Below are 18,828 nucleotides of genomic sequence, written 5' to 3'. Positions count from 1 at the left end.
GCATGGCCTCTACGGACGACATCCCGAATCTCCCCCTCCTCGAGGACGAGATCGAGCATCCGGTTCCCGAAAAGCCCACCTGGCGGGGCTGGATCCACGCCGGCACGTTCCCGGTCACCATCGTCGCCGGCATCATTCTGCTGGCCGCGGCCGACGGCCCGGCCGCCAAGTGGAGTTCGGCCGTTTTCGTGGCCAGCTCGATGCTCCTGTTCGGCAATTCGGCGCTGTACCACCGGTTCAACTGGCAGCCGCGCACCCGCATGGTGCTCAAGCGCATCGACCACGCCAACATCTTCCTGCTGATCGCCGGGTCGTACACGCCCATCACGGTGCTGGCACTGCCGCCGGACAAGGCCGTGCTGCTGCTGTCGCTGGTCTGGGGCGGCGCAATCCTCGGCATCGCGTTCCGGGTGTTCTGGATCAACGCTCCGCGCTGGCTGTACGTGCCGCTCTACCTCGCGCTGGGTTGGGGCGCGCTGATGTTCATCGTCGACTTCTTCCAGGCCGACGCCCTGATGATGACACTGATCATGGTCGGCGGGCTCTGCTACTCCGTCGGCGCCGTCGTCTACGGTCTCAAGAAGCCCAACCCGATCCCCGGGGTGTTCGGATTCCACGAGATCTTCCACTCACTCACCGTGGTGGCGTTCCTCTGCCACTGGTTCGCGATCCTGATCATCGCCACGCATCCGCTGTACCCGTAGGGCGCTACTCCTCGGGAGTTTTCTTCGCGTCGCGTTCGGCGACCTCGGCCTGCAACCGTTCCTGCATCTCGGCGCGGTAGGTGGTGCGGCGGATGCGCCGGGCCAGGTCCATACCCAGCAGCAGGGTCACGGCGGCGACGAAAAAGATCGCGAAGAAGCCCCAGGGGCCCGGTGTGACGGTGTCCGGGTTGAACTCGGGGGGCGGGGTGTTGGACAGGATGAAGCCGGCCAAGGGCGAGAACACGCCGCTCATGCGTCGTCCCTCACACCACTGAAGAGATCGGATTCGGGCATGTCAGTGTCAACTTTCGATTCGATGAGTTGGAAGTCCTCGTATGGCCAGGCCTTGCGCACCATGTCGTTGGGCCAGAAGAAGAAGCTGCTCGTGGGCGACACCTGGCTGGCATGCGACTTGAGGGCCTCATCGCGCACCTCCAGGAAGTCTCCGATCGGCACGTGCGTCGTGGCCAGGTTCGGGTACTCGCTCATCCGTTCCCGAGCGCTGGCCAGCGGCTCGAGCAGGTCGGAGTCCGGTTCGGTGACGCTCAGCTCGAGGTACATGGCGTCCATGCGCTCGAGGTTGAAGATGCGGTCGTAGTAGAGCTTGTCGATCTGCCACGGCGCGCCGGCATCCGGGTACCGTTCGGTGTCGGCCGCGGCGCGGAAAGCTTCGAGGGAGACCTCGTGGCAGCGGATGTGGTCGGGGTGCGGGTAGCCGCCGTTCTCGTCGTAGGTGATGAGCACCTGGGGACGGAAGTCGCGGATGATGCGCACCAGGGGTTCGGCCGAGTACTCCAGCGGCACGTCGGCGAAGGAGTTCTTCGGCACCCCGCCGTCGTCGGCCATGCCGGAATCCTGGTAGCCCAGCCAGCGGTGCTGGATGCCCATCGCCTTCTGGGCCGCCGCCATTTCCCGGCGGCGGAGGCCGGCGAGGTCGCGCTCGGCCATGGCCACGTTGGCAAGCTCGTCGTTGAGGATGCTGCCCCGTTCACCGCCGGTGCAACTCACGATAAGCACCTCGGCTCCGAGGCTTCGATAGTGCGCATACGTCGCGGCGCCCTTGCTCGACTCGTCGTCGGGATGGGCGTGCACTGCCAAGAGCCGCAGGGTCATGAAACTCCTCAGAAATGCCAGCTAACCTAAGGTACAAGCCTAATCGTTGAACCGTGAGTGTGGAGTCTGAGTGGCCGTGAGCAGCAACCTCGACGAACGCTATGGGCGAACCCCCGGCAGCACCCGCCGCGACCGCCGCGTGTTGTGGGTCGTCGCCGGCGCCTTCGCCCTGATCCTCACCGGCTGGGTCGTCTGGGCGGGACTGGACGGCGCGGGCCCCGCGATCGAAGCCAGGGACACCAGGCACCAGATCATCGACGAGAACAGCATCAGTGTGACCTTCGAGGTGTCGCTGCCCACGGACACCGCCGCCAGCTGCGCTGTGCAGGCGCTCAACGAGACGTTCACTGTGGTGGGCTGGAAGGTCATCGACCTGGCACCGTCCACCGACTACACCCGCTCGTTCACCGAGATCGTGAACACGACGGAGCTGAGCAACACCGGATTGATTTACCGCTGCTGGTTGACCTAGACTGATGTATTCGCCCTGACAGAAGTCGGGGCGTCCGCTGTATGTCGTGACCTGCTGTGTCGTGGCCTACACAGCGACGAACGGCCGCTCCGCGGCACCATCGGCGCACTATCTGCCGGCGCACCACCGATCAGCACGAGAAGGAGAGAACCATGACTACCGAAACCTCGGTCACCTGGCTAACCCAGGAGGCCTATGACCGCCTCGCTGCGGAGCTGGACACTCTCAGCACCGTCGCTCGGGTGGACATCGCCAACAAGATCGAGTCCGCACGCTCCGAGGGCGACCTCAAGGAGAACGCCGGCTACCACGCCGCCAAGGAGGAGCAGGGCAAGATGGAGGCCCGCATCCGCACCCTGACGCTGCTGCTGCGCACCGCCGAGGTGGGCCACGCCCCCGAAAGCAAGGGCGTCGTCGAGCCCGGCACCGTCATCACCGCCACCATCGCCGGTGACGAGAGCCGCTTCCTCATCGGCAGCCGTGAGATCGCCGGCGACAGCGACCTGGACGTCTACAGCGAGAAGAGCCCCCTGGGCGAAGCCATCATCGGGCTCAAGGTCGGCGCGAAGACGAGCTACGAGACCCCCAACGGCAAGCAGATCGCCGTGGAGATCCGCCTCGTGGAGACCTTCACCGGCTAACTGCCGCACACGAACGAACGGCCGGCTGCATCGCAGCCGGCCTTTTTTCGTGCGCCCTAGTCGGTGCGGGGATCGTACCCGGCGGCGCGCAGGGTGTCGACGACGTGCTGGCGGTGCTCGGGGCCGCGGGTCTCGACGCTGATGTCCAGCTCAACCTCGCTGATCTGCAGGCCGGCGCCGTGGCGGGTGTGCAACACCTCGATGACGTTGGCGTGCGCCTCAGCGAGCAGCTCTGAGATGCGGGCGAGCTGGCCGGGGCGGTCGGGCAGCATAATCCGCAGCTTGAGGTACCGGCCGGATGCCGCCAGACCGTGGCTGATCACGCGCTGCATGAGAAGCGGGTCGATGTTGCCGCCCGAGAGCACCGCCACGGTGCGGCCGGTGTCGGAGATCTTGCCGGCCAGGATCGCGGCAACCGAGACGGCGCCGGCCGGCTCGACGACGAGCTTGGCGCGTTCGAGGAGCACGAGGATCGCCCGGGCCATATCGTCTTCGCTGACGGTGACGATCTCGTCGACGGCGTCACGGATGATGGCGAAGTTCAGCAGGCCGGGTTTGGCCACGGCGATGCCGTCGGCCATGGTGGGGGTGATGTCGATCGCAAGGGCCTCCCCCGCGGCGAGAGAGGGCGGGTACGCCGCCGCGTTCTCCGACTGCACGCCGATGACCCGGATCCGACGATGATGACGTGCCGAGTACTGCTTGAGCACACTGGCCATGCCGGAGGTGAGCCCACCGCCGCCGATCGGCACGATCACGGTTTCGAGGTCGGGCATCTGCTCGAGGATCTCGAGGCCGAGGGTGCCGGCGCCGGCCACGACATCCGGGTGGTCGAACGGGGGAATCAGGACCGCGCCGGTCTCGCGGGCGTACTCCGCGGCGGCCAGGAGGGGCTCCGCGACGGTGTGCCCGCGCAGGATCACCTGGGCGCCGTAGTCGCGGGTGGCTTGCAGCTTGGGCAGGGCGACGCCGACGGGCATGAAGATGGTGGCTTCGATGCCGAGCTCCCGGGCAGCGAAGGCCACCCCCTGGGCGTGGTTGCCGGCGGAGGCCGCGACGACGCCGCGGGCCTTTTCCTCGTCGGTGAGTTTGGACAACCGGTTGTACGCGCCGCGGATCTTGTACGACCCGGTGCGCTGCAGGTTTTCGCATTTGAGGAAGACCGGTGCGCCGAGGATCGCCGAGAGGTAGCGGGAGCTTTCCATCGGCGTGACATCGGCCACCCGCGAGACCACGGTGCGGGCGGTCTCGAAGTCATCCAGGGTGGGGCCGGCAAGAACTGCGCCGGCGAGAACTGCGGGGGTGTCTGTCATGGACGGGTCTCTCGTACTCTGCTCTGGGTGGCGGTGCTCTCGGTGACGGCGACAGTGCGCGGCTGCCGGAAACCCGGCCGCTGCGGAATCGTCTGCCACAGAATGGAGCCGGACGCAGCTCCCGCCGGCGGCACTCCCCCGCGCCAGGCACCGCTGTGGATGTAGCTGATCATAACGTTCAGCACGGCCGCGACGGGAACCGCGAACAGGGCGCCGGCGATGCCGGCCAGCAGCGCACCGGCCGCGACGACCAGCACCACGCCGAGCGGATGCACCTTGACGGCGGTGCCCATTATCAGCGGCTGCAGCACGTGGCCTTCGATCTGCTGCACGAGCAGCACCACCCCAAGCATCAGCAACGCCACGAACCAGTCGTTGAAGACCAGCGCGATCAGCACGGCCACGGCGCCGGTGGCCACGGCGCCGACGATAGGGATGAATGAGCCCAGGAAGACCAGCACGCCGATCGGGATGGCCATCGGCACGCCCAGGATCGCGGCTCCGGCGCCGATGCCGATGGCGTCGATCGTGGCGACCAGGATCTGCACCCTGGCGAAGTTGCCCAGCGTTCTCCAGCCGGCGGCGCCGGCGCCGGCGACGGCCGGCCTGGCCCGCCGCGGGAAGATCTTGACGATCCAGTTCCAGATGCCCGCACCGTCGATGAGGATGAACAGCAGGCTGAACAGGGTGAGCAGCGCCCCGGTGGCCAGATGCCCCAGCGACGACCCCAGCGACAGCGCCCCGCTGATGAAGATCTGGCTGTCCGCCTGGAGGGCGTCGACGGCCTGGCTGAGATAGCCGTTGATCTCGGCGTTGCTCAGCTGCAACGGCGATGCCGCCAGGCTCTCCTTGAGGTTCGCGTACGACGCGGCGAACCGGGCGCTCAGCCCCACTGAACCGGCCGCGATCTGGGTGACGGCCAGCGTGACGAGGCCGGCGATCACCGCGAGGGTGCCGACCAGCGCCGTCGCCACGGCGATGCCCTTGGGCCAGCGGTGCCGGGTGAGGAAGCCGACCAGGGGAACGAGCAGGGCGGACACCAGCACGGCCACGAGCAACGGGATCACGATGAAGCGCAGCTGCACGATCACGTACAGCAGCACGGCGATCGCGGCGGCGATCACGAGCAGGCGCCACGCCCAGGCGCCGGCCAGGCGGATGCCCGCCGGGAGGTTCTCGTCCACACCGTTGATCTCCGGCTGCACTGGCGTGAGGACCGCCGTGATCGGTGCGACCGCGGGGGTCGTTCGAACTTTGCGCCGGCGGCCGAACCAGCCGGGTCTTCCCGTGGGTGTGCTCACCGAACCAGTCTAGATCGCTGCTTCCACCGGCACAGGGGCGCCGGCAAAGCGCACCACCACTGCCGCGCCCGGCTCGTGCCGGTCGCGGACGTCGTGCTGCACCACGACGGTGCCGCCCTGATCTAGCTGCACGCTCGTGCGACGCAACGAGCCGAGGAAGCTGGAGAGCAGCACCGTCCCCGCCAGGCTCGTACCGGCGGGGCTCGTACCGGCCAGGCTCGTACCGGCCGGGCTCGTGTTCGACGAGGCGTCACCTGGCTGCCCGGCCGGGACCAGCGTCAGGTCTTCCTGGCGCACGTAGACCCGCACCGGGCCATCCGCGTGTGACGGATCCAGCAGCGGCAGGACCACCCCGTGCACCCGGGCGAAGCCGTGCCGCACCACCCCGGGCAGCCGGTTGCTGAGCCCCACGAAGTCCGCGATGAACGGGGTCGCCGGCCGAGTGTAGAGCTCCTCCGGCGTGCCCACCTGCTCGATCCGGCCGTCCCGCATCACCGCGACCCTGTCGGCGACCGCGAGGGCCTCATCCTGGTCGTGGGTCACGAACAGGGTCGTGATGCCCAGTTCGGTCTGGATACGCCGGATCTCATCGCGCAGTTGCACACGCACCTTGGCGTCCAGCGCCGAGAGCGGCTCGTCCAGCAGCAGCACCCTGGGCCGGGTGACCAGCGCCCTGGCCAGGGCAACACGTTGCTGCTGGCCGCCGGAGAGCTCGTGCGCGAACCGGCCGTAGTGGGCGTCCAGGCCCACGAGCGCCAGGGCCGCCGCGGCACGCTCGCGGCGCTCTGCGGCCGGCACCCGGCGCATCCGCAGCCCGAACTCGACGTTCTCGCCCGCGCTCAGGTGCGGGAACAGCGAGTAGGACTGGAACACCATGCCCATGTCACGGCGGCTGGTCGGCAGGCCGGAGACGTCGTCGCCGTTGATCAGGATGCGTCCGTCGTCGGTGCTCTCCAGGCCCGCCAGCACCCGTAGCGCCGTGGTCTTGCCGCTGCCGCTGGGACCGAGCAGGGCCACGAGTTCGCCGGCCTGCAGGGTGAGGTCGAATGCGGTCAGCGCCAGGTGGGTGCCGTACCGCTTGGCCACCCCGGCGAACACGACGACCGAGCCGGTTCCGGGCTGCGCCGTTGGCCGCGCCGTAGGCTGCGCTGAGGGCGTTTCGGTGTGACTCATGACTGGTCTCCGCCGGAGGTCGAGGTGGTCGGGGTGGGGGTGAATGCGCGCGCCGGCCGGCGACGTTCGGTGCCGAGCCGGCCAATGGCGAGGAGCAGCAGGAACGCCACGAACAGCGCCAGCAGCGAGAGGATCACGGCGCTGTACGGGTCGTTCTTGCTCACCACCACGAGCGCGGTCTGCAGGTTGACCCGGCTCAGCAGCGACGCGATGGTGAACTCGCCCAGAACCACGGCCACGGCGATGAACGCGCCGGCCAGGATGCCGCGGCGGAGGTTCGGCACGAGCACCCGCAGCAATACGCCGGCCCAGCCGGCGCCGAGGGTACGCGCCGCCTCGCTGAGCGTGCGCACGTCCACGCCGTCCAGGTTGGACTGGATCGCCCGGTAGGCGAACGGCAGCACGGTGATGCCGTACGCGAACGCCAGCGTCCAGACACCGCTGCCCACGTACCGGGCCAGCACGCTGAACACCGGGGCCAGACCCACCACGAGGACGATGGCGGGGATCGAGATGGGCAGGATGCAGAGGATCTCCAGCGTGCGGCGGAGGCGCGGGAACCGGATGTGCACGAGCAGCATCGTCGGCACCAGCAGCACGAGCACGATCGCGACGGTGCCGACGGCCAGGCCCACCGAGTTGACCAGGGCCGCCAGAATCGGGGCGTACTCACCGGTCAGGCCGTTCTGGAACAGCTCGATCCACCGTTGGAAGTCGTAGCCGCCGACCAGGCCACGCCGCAGGGTGAACTCGATCATGGCGAGGATCGGCACCGCGAAGACCAGGCCGACCCCGCCGAGGATCAGCATCCGGGTGAGCCGGCCGGGCGCGTGGGCCACGCCGCGAGCCGTGCCGATGCCGGCCGTCATCGTTGCCACCTCGCGGCACGGGACTGCAGACGGGAGTAGCCGATCATCACGACGGTCATCACGAGGATCATGCCCAGGGCCAGCGCACCGGCAAGGTTCTCCCGGCCGAGCATGGTCTCGCTGGTCAGCGCCGACCGGATCTGCAGGGGGACGATCTGCGCGCCCTGGCTGGTGAGGGTGGCGGCCGTGGCGTACGACGAGAATGCGTTGGCGAACAGGAGCAGCAGGCTGCCCAGGAACGACGGCGCCAGCACCGGCAGGCCGATACGCAGCCAGTAGGTGCGCGCGGTGCCGCCGAGGGTGGCGTTGGCCTCCGCCCAGGTCGGCTTGAGCGACGCGAGCGCCGGCATGAAAGTGATGATCATGAGGGGCACCTGAAAGTAGATGTACGGCAGCACCAGGCCGGGCAGTTCGTAGAGCCAGACGCCGTCGGCGAAGATGTCGATGCCCAGGCGCTCCTGCAGCAGCAGGGTGACCATGCCCTGGATGCCGATGGTCGCCGTGAACGCGAAGGCGAGCATGGCGCCGCCGAACTGGGCGATCACGCTGCTGAGCGAGTCGACGGTGGAACGCAACGCCCCGTCGGGGCGGGCACCGAGGAGGGCGTAGCAGACCAGGGCGCCCACGACGGCGCCGATGATCGCGGTGAGGGCCGACAACCAGATCGAGCTGCCGAAGGCGGCCAGGACCACGGGGTCGCCGAGCGCAGCGACGGTGTCGAGGGTGAAGCCGCCATCATTGCCGAGAAAGCCGGTGCCGACCGCGATCAGGGTCGGCAGGGCCAGGAAGAGCAGCACGTAGACCGCGAACGGCAGCAGCCCGAAGGCTGCTGCCGGCACACGGAATCTACTGGACAGCCGCGGCCCACTTCTCGCCGAGGAGCGTGGCCGCTGCCGTGCTCTGGTCGGCGGTGGGGACCACGGTGGTGTCCGGCACGGCGGGCAGGGCGTCGAACAGGTCGGCGTCGATGGTGCCGGCCTCTGCCATGGCGTCGGCGCGTGCGGGGCGGGCGCCACCGGCGAGCCAGAGGTTCTGGGCGTCGTCGCTGTAGAGGAACTCCTGCCAGAGGCGGGCGGCCGCGGGGTGCGGGGCATCCTTGTTGATCGCCTGGTTGTAGTAGCCGGCGTATCCGGTACCGGGGAAGACCACGACCTCCCAGTTGCGCTCGCCCTCCAGCTGGGCGCCGTAGCCCAGGTTGAGGTAGTCCCAGTCGAACACGACGGGGGTTTCACCCGACGCGATGGTGGCCGGGGTCGGGTCGACCTTCACGAAGTTCCCTGCGGCGTTGAGGTCGCTGAAGAAGTCGATGCCGGCCTGGAAATCGTCGACGGAACCGTCGTTCTGCACGGCGGCCATGCCGACGGCGGCGAAGGCCGCGCCGGCCTGGGTCGGGTCGCCGTTGATGGCGACCTTGCCCTTGTACTCCGCGCCGAGAAGATCGGCCAGGTTCTCCGGTGCGGGAACGGCGTCGGGGTCGTAGCCGACGGCCATGTATCCGCCATAGTCGCCCACGTACAGGCCGCTCTCCTCCTTCAGCGCGTCGGGGATCTCGGACCAGGTGGCCACCTGGTACGGGGCGAACTGGTCGGTGCTGGAGAGGGCCACGGCCAGGCCGAGGTCGAAGACGTCTGGGGCGGTGTCCTGGCCGGCCAGGTTCTCTGCCGCCTGGATCTCCTCGGCGCTGGAACCGTCGGGGGCGGCCTCCGTGATGGTGATGTCGGGGTACGTCTCGGCGAAGAGGTCCAGCACGGCGCCGTAGTTGGCCCAGTCGCGCGGGAGGGCGATGACGTTCAGGGCGCCCTCCGCGTTTGCGGCGGCCTCGAGGGCGGCCAGGTCGCCGAAGGCGGAGATGCTGGTCGCGGTGGCCGCGTCGACGGAGCCGTCGGTACCGGTCGCCTCGGCGGCGCCGCCCGCGCAGCCAGTGAGGGTGAGGGCGACGATGGCGGTCGCGGCGATGGAAGCGGCCAGGGTGCGGGTTGTAAGCAAGGGTCCTCCGTATGAGAGAGCAGGGTAATGACGGGGTGTACCGTTCGCTGCGAGACTAGAAGCGGTGGGTGGCGTGCGTGAGCCGTGGGGTTGAACACGCCGTGAACGTCGGATGTCGCCGGCCGCCGGTAGGGTCGAGGCGTGCTCCAGACGATCTCCCCCGCCCTCGCCCGCCGTGTCGCACTCGCCGCACAGGGTTTCGGCCGCCCGGTCCCGGCGGCCGCGCCAGGGATCCGTCAGCTCGGTGCGCTAGTGGAGCGGCTCGGCCTGTTGCAGATCGACTCGGTGAACGTGTTCGAGCGCAGCCACTACGTGCCGGCGTTCAGCCGCCTCGGCCCCTACGACAAGGCGCAGCTCGACCGGCTCTCGAGCGGCGCGAGTCCCCGCCTGACCGAGTACTGGGTGCATGAGGCGTCGCTGATCCCGGTGGAGGACTGGCCGCTGTTCCGCTGGCGGATGCAGGCCTTCCGTGACAGGGCAGCCGCCGACGACGCCCACTGGTCGCAGGAGAACGCCCCCATGTTGGCCTGGCTGCGGGCCGAGCTGGCCGCCAACGGCCCGATGCGCGCCAGCGCGATCGAGCACGACGCCAACAAGCGCAGCGGCCCCTGGTGGGGCTGGTCGGACGTGAAGATCGGCCTGGAGACCCTATTCCGCTGGGGCGACGTGGTCAGCGGCGGTCGCCAGCGGTTCGAGAGGGTTTACGCCCTGCCCGAGCACGTCTTCCCGACCGACCTGCTCGACCGGGAGGTGCCGGCCGCCGACGCCCACCGTGCCCTCATCAATCAGGCGGCCCTGGCACACGGCATCGGCACGGTGAAAGACCTGGCCGACTACTTCCGGTTGCGCACCGAACCCACCCGAGTAGCCATCGCCGAGCTCGAGGATGCGGGTGAGCTCATCCCGGTTGAGGTTCCCGGTTGGGGCCGGGGCGGGGCCGCCGGCGCCGCCTGGCTGCACCGGGACGCCCGGCTGCCCCGCCGCATGGATGCCGCGGCCGTGCTCAGCCCGTTCGACCCGGTGGTCTGGGAGCGGGCGCGGGCAGAGCGGCTGTTCGACTTCCACTACCGCATCGAGATCTACACGCCACAGGAAAAGCGGCAGTTCGGCTACTACGTGTTGCCGGTGCTGCTCGGCGACACCATCGTGGGCCGCGTCGACCTCAAGAACGACAGGCAGGCCGGGGTGCTGCGGGTGCAGGCCAGCTGGGCCGAGCCCACAGCGCCCGCCGACACCGCCGCACGGCTGGCCGAGGTGCTCCGCAGCACCGCGGCCTGGCAGGGCCTGTCCGACATCGAGGTGGTCCCCCGCGGCACCCTTGCCGCCGGTCTGGCCGCCGAGCTCGCCCGCTAGCCCGTTCGGTGCTCTAGAACGTGCTGCCCATCGCGTGCAAGCGCTCGATGCGCTCGGTCAGCGGCGGGTGGGTGGCGAAGAGCTTGCCCATCACGCCGGGCTTGAGCGGGTCGGCGATCCACAGGTGCGCCATCGAGGTGTTCTGCTTGCGCATCGGCCGGCCGTACTCGCCCAGCTTGGCCAGGGCGCTGGCCAGGGCATCCGGCTGCCGGGTGGTGAGCGCGCCGGTGGCATCCGCCAGGTACTCGCGCTGACGCGACACGGCCAGCTGCACGACCGAGGCGATCAGCGGCGCCACGATCATGGCGACGAGGCCGAACACCAGCACGATGGGGTTGCCGTTGTTGTTGTTGCCTCGGCCGAAGAACGCCATCCGCAGGAAGATGTCCGAGATGAAGCCGACAGCCACGACCAGGCCGAACACGATCATCGAGACGCGGATGTCGTAGTTGCGCACGTGCCCGATCTCGTGGGCCATGACGCCCTCCAGCTCGGCGTCGTCCATGATGTCGAGCAGGCCGGTGGTGGCGGCCACGATGGCGTGCTTGGGGTCACGGCCGGTTGCGAAGGCGTTGGGCGCCGGGTCGTTGATGATGTACACCTCGGGCATCGGTGTGCCCGTGGTGATCGACAGGTTCTCCACGATGCGCCAGAGCCGGGGGTGATCGGTGACGCTGTTCACCCGGATGCCGCCGCTCATGGCGATCGACTGGCGGCCCGCCGCGAAGTACTGGATGAGCGCGTAGCCGCCGGCGATCACCAGGGTGAGGATGAGCACGCCGGGGCCCTGCACACCGTAGGCGACGCCGGCGAGCCAGCCGAGCCCGGAGATGATCAACACGAACAACACGATGATGAAGACGGTGTTGCGCTTATTTCGCGCGATCGCGCTATACATGGGTCCTCTTCGGTGGTGTCGCTAGAACTGCACGCGGGGCGGTTCGGCGATGGCCGCGGCGTCGCTGACCTCGAAGAACTCGCGCTGGCTGAAGCCGAGGTTCTTCGCGAACAGGTGGTTCGGGAAGACCTGGATCTTGGTGTTCAGTTCGCGTACGCCACCGTTGTAGAACCGGCGCGAGGCCTGGATCTTGTCTTCGGTGTCGACCAGCTCACCCTGCAACTGCAGGTAGTTCTGGCTGGCCTGCAGTTGAGGGTAGGCCTCGGCGACGGCGAAGATGCTCTTCAGTGCGGTCTGCATGTGGTTCTCGGCCGCGGCGGCATCCACCGGGCCCTGGGCGGAGAGGGTCTCGGCGCGCGCCTTGGTCACGTTCTCGAAGACCGACTTCTCGTGGGCGGCATAGCCCTTGACCGTCTCGATGAGGTTGGGGATGAGGTCCGCACGACGCTTGAGCTGCACGGTGATGTCGCTCCACGCCTCATCCACTCGCACCTTGAGGGTGATGAGCGAGTTGTAGGTCGCCCACAGATAGATACCCGCGATCGCCACAATCACGACAACGATGAGGACCGGGATGAGCCATTCCATGGCGACGTCTCCTTGCGATTGAACCTGTGGTGATGAGAGCCCCATCATAACGAGGCACGCTGGGGCTCCCATGTGCTTCCCATAACACTCCAAGGAATCACCTCACGAAGGGCGTGACTTTGGCCGCTGACCGGCGAATAATGCTGGCATGGAACACTTTGTCGAGCCGGCCGTCTCGGTGTCCGACCTGCACGCGCGGCGCGGCTCCCGGAAGGTGTTGGACGCGCTGTCCCTCACCATCCCCGCCGGGCTCGTCGTGGGCCTGATCGGCCCGAGCGGATCGGGCAAGACCACCCTGATGCGCGCCATCGTCGGGGTGCAGGTCGTGCAGTCGGGATCGGTGTCGGTGTTCGGCCAGCCGGCCGGCAGCGCATCCCTGCGCCGGCGGGTGGGCTACGTGACCCAGGAGGCGAGCGTCTACGACGACCTGACCGTGCGGCAGAACCTGGACTATTTCCGGGCCGTGCTCGGCGCCGGCCGTGCCGACGTTGGCCGGGTTCTCGAGGCGACGGACCTCGGCCCCAATGCGGGGCAGCTGACCGGGTCGCTCTCCGGCGGGCAGCGCAGCCGGGTGTCGCTGGCCGTGGCGCTGCTCGGCTCTCCGGAGCTGCTGGTGCTCGACGAACCCACCGTGGGCCTGGATCCGGTGCTGCGACGTGACCTGTGGGCGCTGTTCCACCGCCTCGCGGCCGGGGGAACAAGCCTCCTGGTGTCCAGCCACGTGATGGACGAGGCGGCCCGCTGCGACAGGCTGCTGCTCATGCGCGGAGGTGAGGTCCTCGCCGACGACACCCCGGATGGGCTGCTCGCGGCCACCGGCACCACGGACATCGAGGCCGCCTTCCTCACCCTCATCGAGGAGCGCGAATGAACGTGTCACGCACTCTCGCCACCGCCGGCCGGGTCCTCACCCAGATCCGGCACGACCCGCGCACCGTCGTGCTGCTGTTGATCGTGCCGAGCCTGCTGATCGGTCTGGTGGCCTGGATCTTCTCCGACACGGCGGTGTTCGAGACCGTGGGACCGGCGATGATCGCCCTGTTCCCGTTCATCGTGATGTTCCTGGTCACCAGCATCACCACCCTGCGGGAGCGCCGCACCGGCACCCTCGAGCGGTTGCTGTCGATGCCGCTGGGCCGCGGCGACCTGATCCTCGGGTACACGCTGGCATTCGGGCTGCTGGCGGTGCTGCAGTCCAGCATCGCGGTGCTGTTCGCCGTCACGGTCTGCGGGCTGAGCATCGCCGGATCGATCTGGCTGCTGGTGGCCGTCGCGGTCGCGGACGCCGTGCTCGGCACCACCCTCGGCCTGCTCGCGAGCGCCTTCGCCCGCACTGAATTCCAGGTCGTGCAGTTCATGCCGCTGCTGGTTTTCCCGCAGATCCTGCTCGGCGGCATCTTCCTGCCCCGCGACCAGTTGCCGGCGGTGCTGCAGGCGATCGGGGACGCGCTGCCGCTCTCGCATGCCATCGACGCCCTCACCGCAGTGGCCACCGGAAGCCACGACGACGCTTACGTGGTCGGCGAGCTTCTCGTCATCCTGGCCTGGATAGCCGGCGCGGTGGTGTTGGCTTCCCTCACCCTGCGCCGCAGAACCCCCTAGCCCCTCCGCGAACTGTGAGCTAAGCACCATCACGGGCTCGTTTTAGGTGCTTAACTCACAGTTCGCGGGAGGTGTGGGCGGGTTTAGCGGGAGCTGAGGACCTGCTGGAGCCAGGTATAGGAGAGCTTGGGGGTGCGGGGGCGGGTGGGGTCGGTGAAGTCGACGTAGACCAGGCCGAAGCGTTGGGTGTAGCCGGCGGCCCACTCGAAGCCGTCCAGCAGCGACCAGACCAGGTAGCCGAGGAGGTTCACGCCCTCGGCGGGCCCTCCGGGGGCGACGGCGTCCACGGCCGCCACCAAGTGCTCGGCCAGGTAGTCGATGCGCGCCAGATCAGTCACCGCGCCGTGCGCATCCGTTCGGTCGGGATAGCTCGCGCCACCCGCGGTGAGGTAGACCGGGGGCAGGGCCGCGGCGTAGCGGTCCCGCAGCTCAGCGAGCAGCACCGGCAGGTACTCGGGTGCGTTCGGCCAGCCGAACCCGGTGACCGGATGCTCGCGGAAGGGGGTGAGGTGGAACGGCAGCCGGCTGATCATCGGGCGTTCCTCGTCGGGCCGGTCGTCGGGCACGCGCACCGGCTTGGCCGGCCCGGCCGCCACCCGGCTGGGCTGGAAGTAGTCCACGCCGTAGAAGTCCAGCGGCTGGTGGATGGTGCGCAGGTCGTCCGGCTCGATCTCGTGCAGGTACCGCAGCTCGTTCTCGAACACCCCGACGGGGTCCGGGTAGCGGCCGAGCAGCACCGGGTCGGCGAAGAGCCGGTTGTGCAGCAGGTCGAAGAGGGCCGCGGCGTCGCGGTCGGCCTCCCGGTCCGTGGCGGGCTGCACCGGCGAATGCACGTTGGCGAGGCCGATCCGGCCGCGCACGTCGGCGGCGCGCAGCCCCTGCACGGCGAGGCCGTGGGCGAGCAGCTGGTGGTGGCCGGCCGGCAGCGCGTCGAACAGCAGAGCCTGGCCAGGGGCGTGCACGCCGATCATATAACCGTTGAACATCACCGTCGCCGGATCGGCGATGGTGACCCACCGGTCGATGCGGTCGCCGAAGACCTCTCCCATCTGGTGGGCGTAGTCGCCGAACCTCATCGCGGTGTCCCGGTTCAGCCAGCCGCCGCGAAGCGCCGCGGGCGTGTCCCAGTGCGAGAGGGTGGCCATCGGGCTGATGGAGTTGCCGAGCAACTGGTCGAGCAGCCGATCGTAGAACGCCAGACCGGAACGATTGAGCGATCCCCGGCCGTCGGGCTGCAGTCGCGGCCAGGCGAAGGAGAATCGGTAGCTGTCTGCGCCCAGTTCGCGCAGCAGGGTGACGTCCTCTGTCAGCTTGCCCACGTGGTCGGCGGCGACCGACGCGTTCTGGCCGTCCAGGATGCGCCCGGGCTCGCGGGTGAAGGCGTCCCAGCTGGATTCGCCGCGGCCGCCGTCGCGGGCGCCGCCCTCGATCTGGAAGGCCGAGGTGGCCGTTCCGATCTGGAAGCCGGTGGGGAGCCGGTCGCCCAGTTCGGCGGCCCGGTGCTGCCAGGCGCGGGACGCCGGGGTGTTGCTGCTCATCTGCCGAGGACTCTTTCCAGGTAACGGTTGGTGAAACGACGCTCCGGGTCGAGCCGGTCCCGCGCGGCGAGGAAGTCGTCGAAGCGCGGGTAGACCTGGCGGAACGCGTCCGCGTCCAGGTTGTGCATCTTCCCCCAGTGTGGGCGTCCGTCGTGCGCGCGCATAATCGCCTCGACATCGGCGAAGTAGCTTCTCGGGTTCTCCCGGTAGTACCGGTGCACGGCGATGAAACCGGTGTCCCGGCCGTAGCCGGTGGAGAGCCAGATGTCGTCGGCCGCGGCGGAGCGCACCTCGAGGGGGAAGGAGATGCGCCACCCGCGCTTCTGGATGAGGGCGCGCACCTCGCGCAGCGCCTCAGGCACCGCGTCCCGCGGCAGCGCGTACTCCATCTCGTGGAACCGCACCGACCGGTTCGTGACGAAGACCTTGTGCGAATGGTCGGTGAAGTCACGGCTGCCGGTGAGCCGTTCGGCGAGGCGGTTCATCCGGGGCACCAGCGGCGGTATGGCCAGGCCAGCCGCGCAGGTGGCGCGGTAGACCCCGTTGCCGAGCAGCTCGTCCTCGACCCAGCGGTTCAGCCGCCGCAGCGGCACCCGGCCGGTGCGCGGCGGCAGCCGGGTGTTGGTCTTGGTGAGGGCGGTCTCGGTGTGCGGGAACCAGTAGAACTCGAAATGGTCGGCCGAAGCGCTGCGCTCGAGGTAGCCATCCAGGACGGCCTCGATCGGCTCCGGCGCGTCGACAGCGTGCAGCAGGTAGGCCGGCACGCACTGGATGGTGAGGTCCACGAGGATGCCCAGGGCACCGAGTCCCAGTCGCACCGCGGGAAGCAGCTCGGGATTCTCGCTCTCGCTGACGCGCAGCACCGAGCCGTCGCCGATGACCAGGGTGACGGCGACGATCTGGGCGGAGAGGCCGGCGAAGCCGCCGCCGGTGCCGTGCGTGCCCGTGGAGGTGGCGCCGGCGATGGTCTGCCTGTCGATGTCGCCCATATTCTCCAGGGCGAGCCCGTAAGGCGCCAGGAGCGCGGGCAGTTGGTGCAGGCGGGTGCCGGCGGCGAGGGTCACCCGGGCGGCGGCCTCGTCGACCGCGATCAGCCCGCCCCAGGCCAGGTCGAGTTGCACACCCGGGGTAACCGCGATGCCCGAGAAGCTGTGTCCGGCACCGACGGCCTTGATCCTGACGCCCGACTTCACGGCGGCGAGCACGGCGCGTTGCGCGGCGTCCGCGCTGGTCGGCCGCTCCACCCTGGCCGGCACGATGGACTCGCTGCGCGCCCAGTTGTGCCAGCGCGCGCCGCTGGCCGTCACAGGAAGGCCTTGCCTTCGCCTCGGTAGGTCGGCAGCATATCGACCACGATACCGTTCTCGACCAACGCGAATTCGTTGAGGTGTTCGCTGAGCTCGCCGGACTTGGTGTGCCGCAGCCAGACTCGCTCGCCCACCCGCAGGTCGGCGGCGGCGGTCCCGGTGACCGGAGATTGCACCTCCCCGGCCATCTCGCGGGGCACCAGGCGCAGCCCCTCCGGCCAGACCAGGCGCGGTGAGCGGTCCGCCCCCGGCGGCCCGGAGGCGATCCAGCCGCCGCCGAGCATGGCCGCCGTCGAGGCGGTGGGCTTCCGCACCACCGAGAGGGCGAACGCGGCGGCCGGGGCCGGCCGGAAGCCCGAGTAGCTGTCGAAGAGGTGGCCGCCGAAGAAACCGCTGCCGGCAGCGATGTCGGTCACCGAGGTGTCGGCGTGGGTGCTCTCCAGCGAACCGGTGCCGCCGCCGTTGACGAATTCGAGGTCGGCGATCTGCCGCACGGCGGCCACGGCCGCTGCGCGCCGGGCGGTGATGTCGACGATCGACCGGGTGCGCACCCACCGGTTCAGCCCGCCCTGCAGCGGGTGGCCTTCCGGCCGGTCGCCGAGACCGGCGATCTGCGCCTCGTACGCCATCAGCCCGACCAGCTCGAAGCCGGGCCGGGAGACGATGGCCACGGCCAGCGCCCTGGCGTCCTCCGGGGTGTGCACGGGCGAGCGCCACACCCCCAGGTGGCCGAGCACCGGCGCGTTCCAGGACGCGTCCAGTTCGAGGCAGACCCGGATGCGCGCACGCTGCGACGGCGCGATCACGGCGTCGACGACGTCGAGGTGGTCGATCGAATCCACCATCAGGGTCACCCGGGCGGCCAGGTCGGCCGAACGGGCCAGCGTCTCGATCGCCGCCCTGTCGACGCTGGGATAGCCGACCACGATGTCGTCGTGGGTCTGGGCGAGCCACAGCGCCTCGGCCAGGGTGAAGGCGAGCACGCCGCGGTAACCGGGCAGCGCCAGCACGGCGTCGAGCACGCCTCGCACCCGCAGCGACTTGCTGGCCACCCGGATCGTGGTGCCCTGGGCGCGGCCGAGCATGTCGTGGGTGTTGTGCCGCAGCGCCCCCAGGTGCAGCGCGCCCACCGGGGTGTCCAGGCCCCTGGTGGCCTCGGTCAGGCCCGGCCAGTACTCCTGCGGACTGAGCCACGGTGCGGCATCCGCGGCGCCGGTCGGCAGCAGGGAGAGGTCGAGGCTCATGCTGGGCGGCCCAACGCGGCCACGGAGTCCGCGGCGAAATCGAGCAGGTTCGCCGTGGCACGCTCGTTCCGGTCCACCAGCCAGGCGATGGTGATGCCGTCGGTGAGGGAGACCAGCAGACGCGCCACCTCGCCGACGGGACGCAGCCAGACCGAGCCGCTCTGCCGGGCCGCGTCGTCCAGCGCCTCCGCCGCAAGGGCGTGGTAGCGCTCGTATTGCGCCACGGCCAGGTGGTGCAGCTCCGGGGACCTGAGGGCGTACTGGGTGAGTTCGAGCATGGCCTTTTCTCTCAGGGGGTCGCGGCTGAGGTGATCGGCGTAGCGCTGCAGTCCGTCGCGCAGGATCTGACGCAGCGACTCGCGCCCGCGCTGCTCGTGGGCTTCCCCGATGGGCGGCTCGGGCAGCACGGCGGTGGCTTCCTCGTCCACGACATGCCTGATGAGTTCGACCATCAGCTCATCGCGGCTCTGGAAGGCGTAGTGGAAGCTCGCCAGCGACATCCCGGCCTCTGCGACGATCGCTCGAGTCGTGGCCTGGGCCACGCCCCGGTCGGCGACGACCCGTAACGCGGCGCGCACCAGGGCGCTGCGCCGGTCCACGGCGGGGATGCGTGTCACCTGGTCACCTCGTCCTGCGTCATCAACGTCGAATAGTGGGGCAGTTGACCCAGTGCACAGTATGGCGTATCGGACCGCTCGTTGGCCAGGGGCGCGGACGATCAAGCGG

At 69.3% G+C, this 18,828-nt stretch carries 20 protein-coding genes; 6 read left to right on the top strand and 14 right to left on the bottom strand.

Going from position 1 to position 18,828, the window contains the following annotated elements:
* Positions 1–2: 2 nt before the first annotated feature.
* Positions 3–704: a PAQR family membrane homeostasis protein TrhA gene (gene trhA, locus E3O42_RS02130; protein WP_104167099.1), complete on the top strand. Its 702-nt coding sequence runs from the start codon at positions 3–5 to the stop codon at positions 702–704.
* Between the two features lie 4 nt (positions 705–708).
* On the opposite strand, the gene E3O42_RS02125 is transcribed toward trhA, so the two are convergent.
* Positions 709–957 (bottom strand): hypothetical protein, encoded by a 249-nt coding sequence (locus E3O42_RS02125; RefSeq protein WP_134452292.1) that lies wholly within the window; start codon positions 955–957, stop codon positions 709–711.
* Positions 954–1,817 (bottom strand): mycothiol conjugate amidase Mca, encoded by an 864-nt coding sequence (gene mca / locus E3O42_RS02120; protein ID WP_174844207.1) that lies wholly within the window; start codon positions 1,815–1,817, stop codon positions 954–956. Before mca ends, E3O42_RS02125 begins: the two co-directional genes overlap by 4 nt.
* Before the next feature lie 76 nt (positions 1,818–1,893).
* On the opposite strand from mca, the gene E3O42_RS02115 reads away from it, so the two are divergent.
* The gene (locus E3O42_RS02115) at positions 1,894–2,289 is read left to right on the top strand and encodes a DUF4307 domain-containing protein (RefSeq protein ID WP_166787871.1); all 396 of its coding nucleotides are present in this window, start codon (positions 1,894–1,896) and stop codon (positions 2,287–2,289) included.
* Between the two features lie 152 nt (positions 2,290–2,441).
* Positions 2,442–2,930, top strand: coding sequence for a transcription elongation factor GreA (gene greA / locus E3O42_RS02110; protein ID WP_134452290.1), 489 nt, complete (start codon positions 2,442–2,444; stop codon positions 2,928–2,930).
* A 56-nt stretch (positions 2,931–2,986) separates the two neighbouring features.
* On the opposite strand, the gene ilvA is transcribed toward greA, so the two are convergent.
* Genes ilvA through E3O42_RS02080 form a run of 6 tightly spaced genes read right to left on the bottom strand, consistent with a single transcriptional unit; the run spans position 2,987 to position 9,572 of the window.
* On the bottom strand, positions 2,987–4,243 hold the full coding sequence (ilvA, locus tag E3O42_RS02105; protein ID WP_134452289.1) for a threonine ammonia-lyase: 1,257 nt from the start codon (positions 4,241–4,243) through the stop codon (positions 2,987–2,989).
* Positions 4,240–5,544 (bottom strand): AI-2E family transporter, encoded by a 1,305-nt coding sequence (locus E3O42_RS02100; protein WP_134452288.1) that lies wholly within the window; start codon positions 5,542–5,544, stop codon positions 4,240–4,242. Before E3O42_RS02100 ends, ilvA begins: the two co-directional genes overlap by 4 nt.
* A gap of 9 nt (positions 5,545–5,553) precedes the next feature.
* Complete coding sequence (locus E3O42_RS02095) at positions 5,554–6,717, bottom strand: ABC transporter ATP-binding protein (RefSeq protein ID WP_134452287.1); 1,164 nt, start codon at positions 6,715–6,717, stop codon at positions 5,554–5,556.
* Entirely contained in the window at positions 6,714–7,586 is an 873-nt protein-coding gene (locus E3O42_RS02090; RefSeq protein WP_134452286.1) for an ABC transporter permease, read from the bottom strand. Before E3O42_RS02090 ends, E3O42_RS02095 begins: the two co-directional genes overlap by 4 nt.
* Complete coding sequence (locus E3O42_RS02085; RefSeq protein WP_134452285.1) at positions 7,583–8,425, bottom strand: ABC transporter permease; 843 nt, start codon at positions 8,423–8,425, stop codon at positions 7,583–7,585. The genes E3O42_RS02090 and E3O42_RS02085 overlap by 4 nt, the downstream gene beginning before the upstream one ends.
* 7 nt (positions 8,426–8,432) lie before the next feature.
* Entirely contained in the window at positions 8,433–9,572 is a 1,140-nt protein-coding gene (locus E3O42_RS02080) for an ABC transporter substrate-binding protein (protein WP_134452284.1), read from the bottom strand.
* 141 nt (positions 9,573–9,713) lie between these two features.
* On the opposite strand from E3O42_RS02080, the gene E3O42_RS02075 reads away from it, so the two are divergent.
* The gene (locus E3O42_RS02075; protein ID WP_134452283.1) at positions 9,714–10,925 is read left to right on the top strand and encodes a winged helix-turn-helix domain-containing protein; all 1,212 of its coding nucleotides are present in this window, start codon (positions 9,714–9,716) and stop codon (positions 10,923–10,925) included.
* A gap of 13 nt (positions 10,926–10,938) precedes the next feature.
* Here E3O42_RS02075 and E3O42_RS02070 read toward each other — a convergent pair whose 3' ends face one another.
* Together E3O42_RS02070 and E3O42_RS02065 are read right to left on the bottom strand one after the other, a co-directional pair.
* Positions 10,939–11,823, bottom strand: a complete 885-nt coding sequence (locus E3O42_RS02070) for a M48 family metalloprotease (RefSeq protein WP_134452282.1) — start codon at positions 11,821–11,823, stop codon at positions 10,939–10,941.
* 21 nt (positions 11,824–11,844) lie between these two features.
* Positions 11,845–12,411 (bottom strand): LemA family protein, encoded by a 567-nt coding sequence (locus E3O42_RS02065; RefSeq protein ID WP_134452281.1) that lies wholly within the window; start codon positions 12,409–12,411, stop codon positions 11,845–11,847.
* 148 nt (positions 12,412–12,559) lie between these two features.
* On the opposite strand from E3O42_RS02065, the gene E3O42_RS02060 reads away from it, so the two are divergent.
* Together E3O42_RS02060 and E3O42_RS02055 are read left to right on the top strand one after the other, a co-directional pair.
* Entirely contained in the window at positions 12,560–13,282 is a 723-nt protein-coding gene (locus E3O42_RS02060; protein WP_134452280.1) for an ABC transporter ATP-binding protein, read from the top strand.
* Positions 13,279–14,013 carry an ABC transporter permease gene (locus E3O42_RS02055; protein WP_134452279.1) on the top strand — a complete coding sequence of 245 codons (735 nt, stop codon included), beginning with the start codon at positions 13,279–13,281 and terminating at the stop codon, positions 14,011–14,013. Before E3O42_RS02060 ends, E3O42_RS02055 begins: the two co-directional genes overlap by 4 nt.
* 83 nt (positions 14,014–14,096) lie before the next feature.
* Here the strand turns inward: E3O42_RS02055 and E3O42_RS02050 are convergent, their stop codons facing one another.
* Genes E3O42_RS02050 through E3O42_RS02035 form a run of 4 tightly spaced genes read right to left on the bottom strand, consistent with a single transcriptional unit; the run spans position 14,097 to position 18,719 of the window.
* Positions 14,097–15,551, bottom strand: a complete 1,455-nt coding sequence (locus E3O42_RS02050) for a glycoside hydrolase family 1 protein (protein ID WP_134452278.1) — start codon at positions 15,549–15,551, stop codon at positions 14,097–14,099.
* The gene (locus E3O42_RS02045; protein ID WP_134452277.1) at positions 15,548–16,858 is read right to left on the bottom strand and encodes a D-arabinono-1,4-lactone oxidase; all 1,311 of its coding nucleotides are present in this window, start codon (positions 16,856–16,858) and stop codon (positions 15,548–15,550) included. Before E3O42_RS02045 ends, E3O42_RS02050 begins: the two co-directional genes overlap by 4 nt.
* Positions 16,855–18,102, bottom strand: a complete 1,248-nt coding sequence (locus E3O42_RS02040; RefSeq protein WP_134452276.1) for an alanine racemase — start codon at positions 18,100–18,102, stop codon at positions 16,855–16,857. Before E3O42_RS02040 ends, E3O42_RS02045 begins: the two co-directional genes overlap by 4 nt.
* Complete coding sequence (locus tag E3O42_RS02035; protein WP_166787870.1) at positions 18,099–18,719, bottom strand: TetR/AcrR family transcriptional regulator; 621 nt, start codon at positions 18,717–18,719, stop codon at positions 18,099–18,101. The genes E3O42_RS02040 and E3O42_RS02035 overlap by 4 nt, the downstream gene beginning before the upstream one ends.
* Between the last annotated feature and the right edge of the window lie 109 nt (positions 18,720–18,828).

Source organism: Cryobacterium adonitolivorans, assembly GCF_004402695.1.
GTDB classification, from domain to species: domain Bacteria; phylum Actinomycetota; class Actinomycetes; order Actinomycetales; family Microbacteriaceae; genus Cryobacterium; species Cryobacterium adonitolivorans.
Note: the sequence above shows the minus strand (reverse complement) of the source record. Positions and strands in the feature narration are given on the sequence as shown.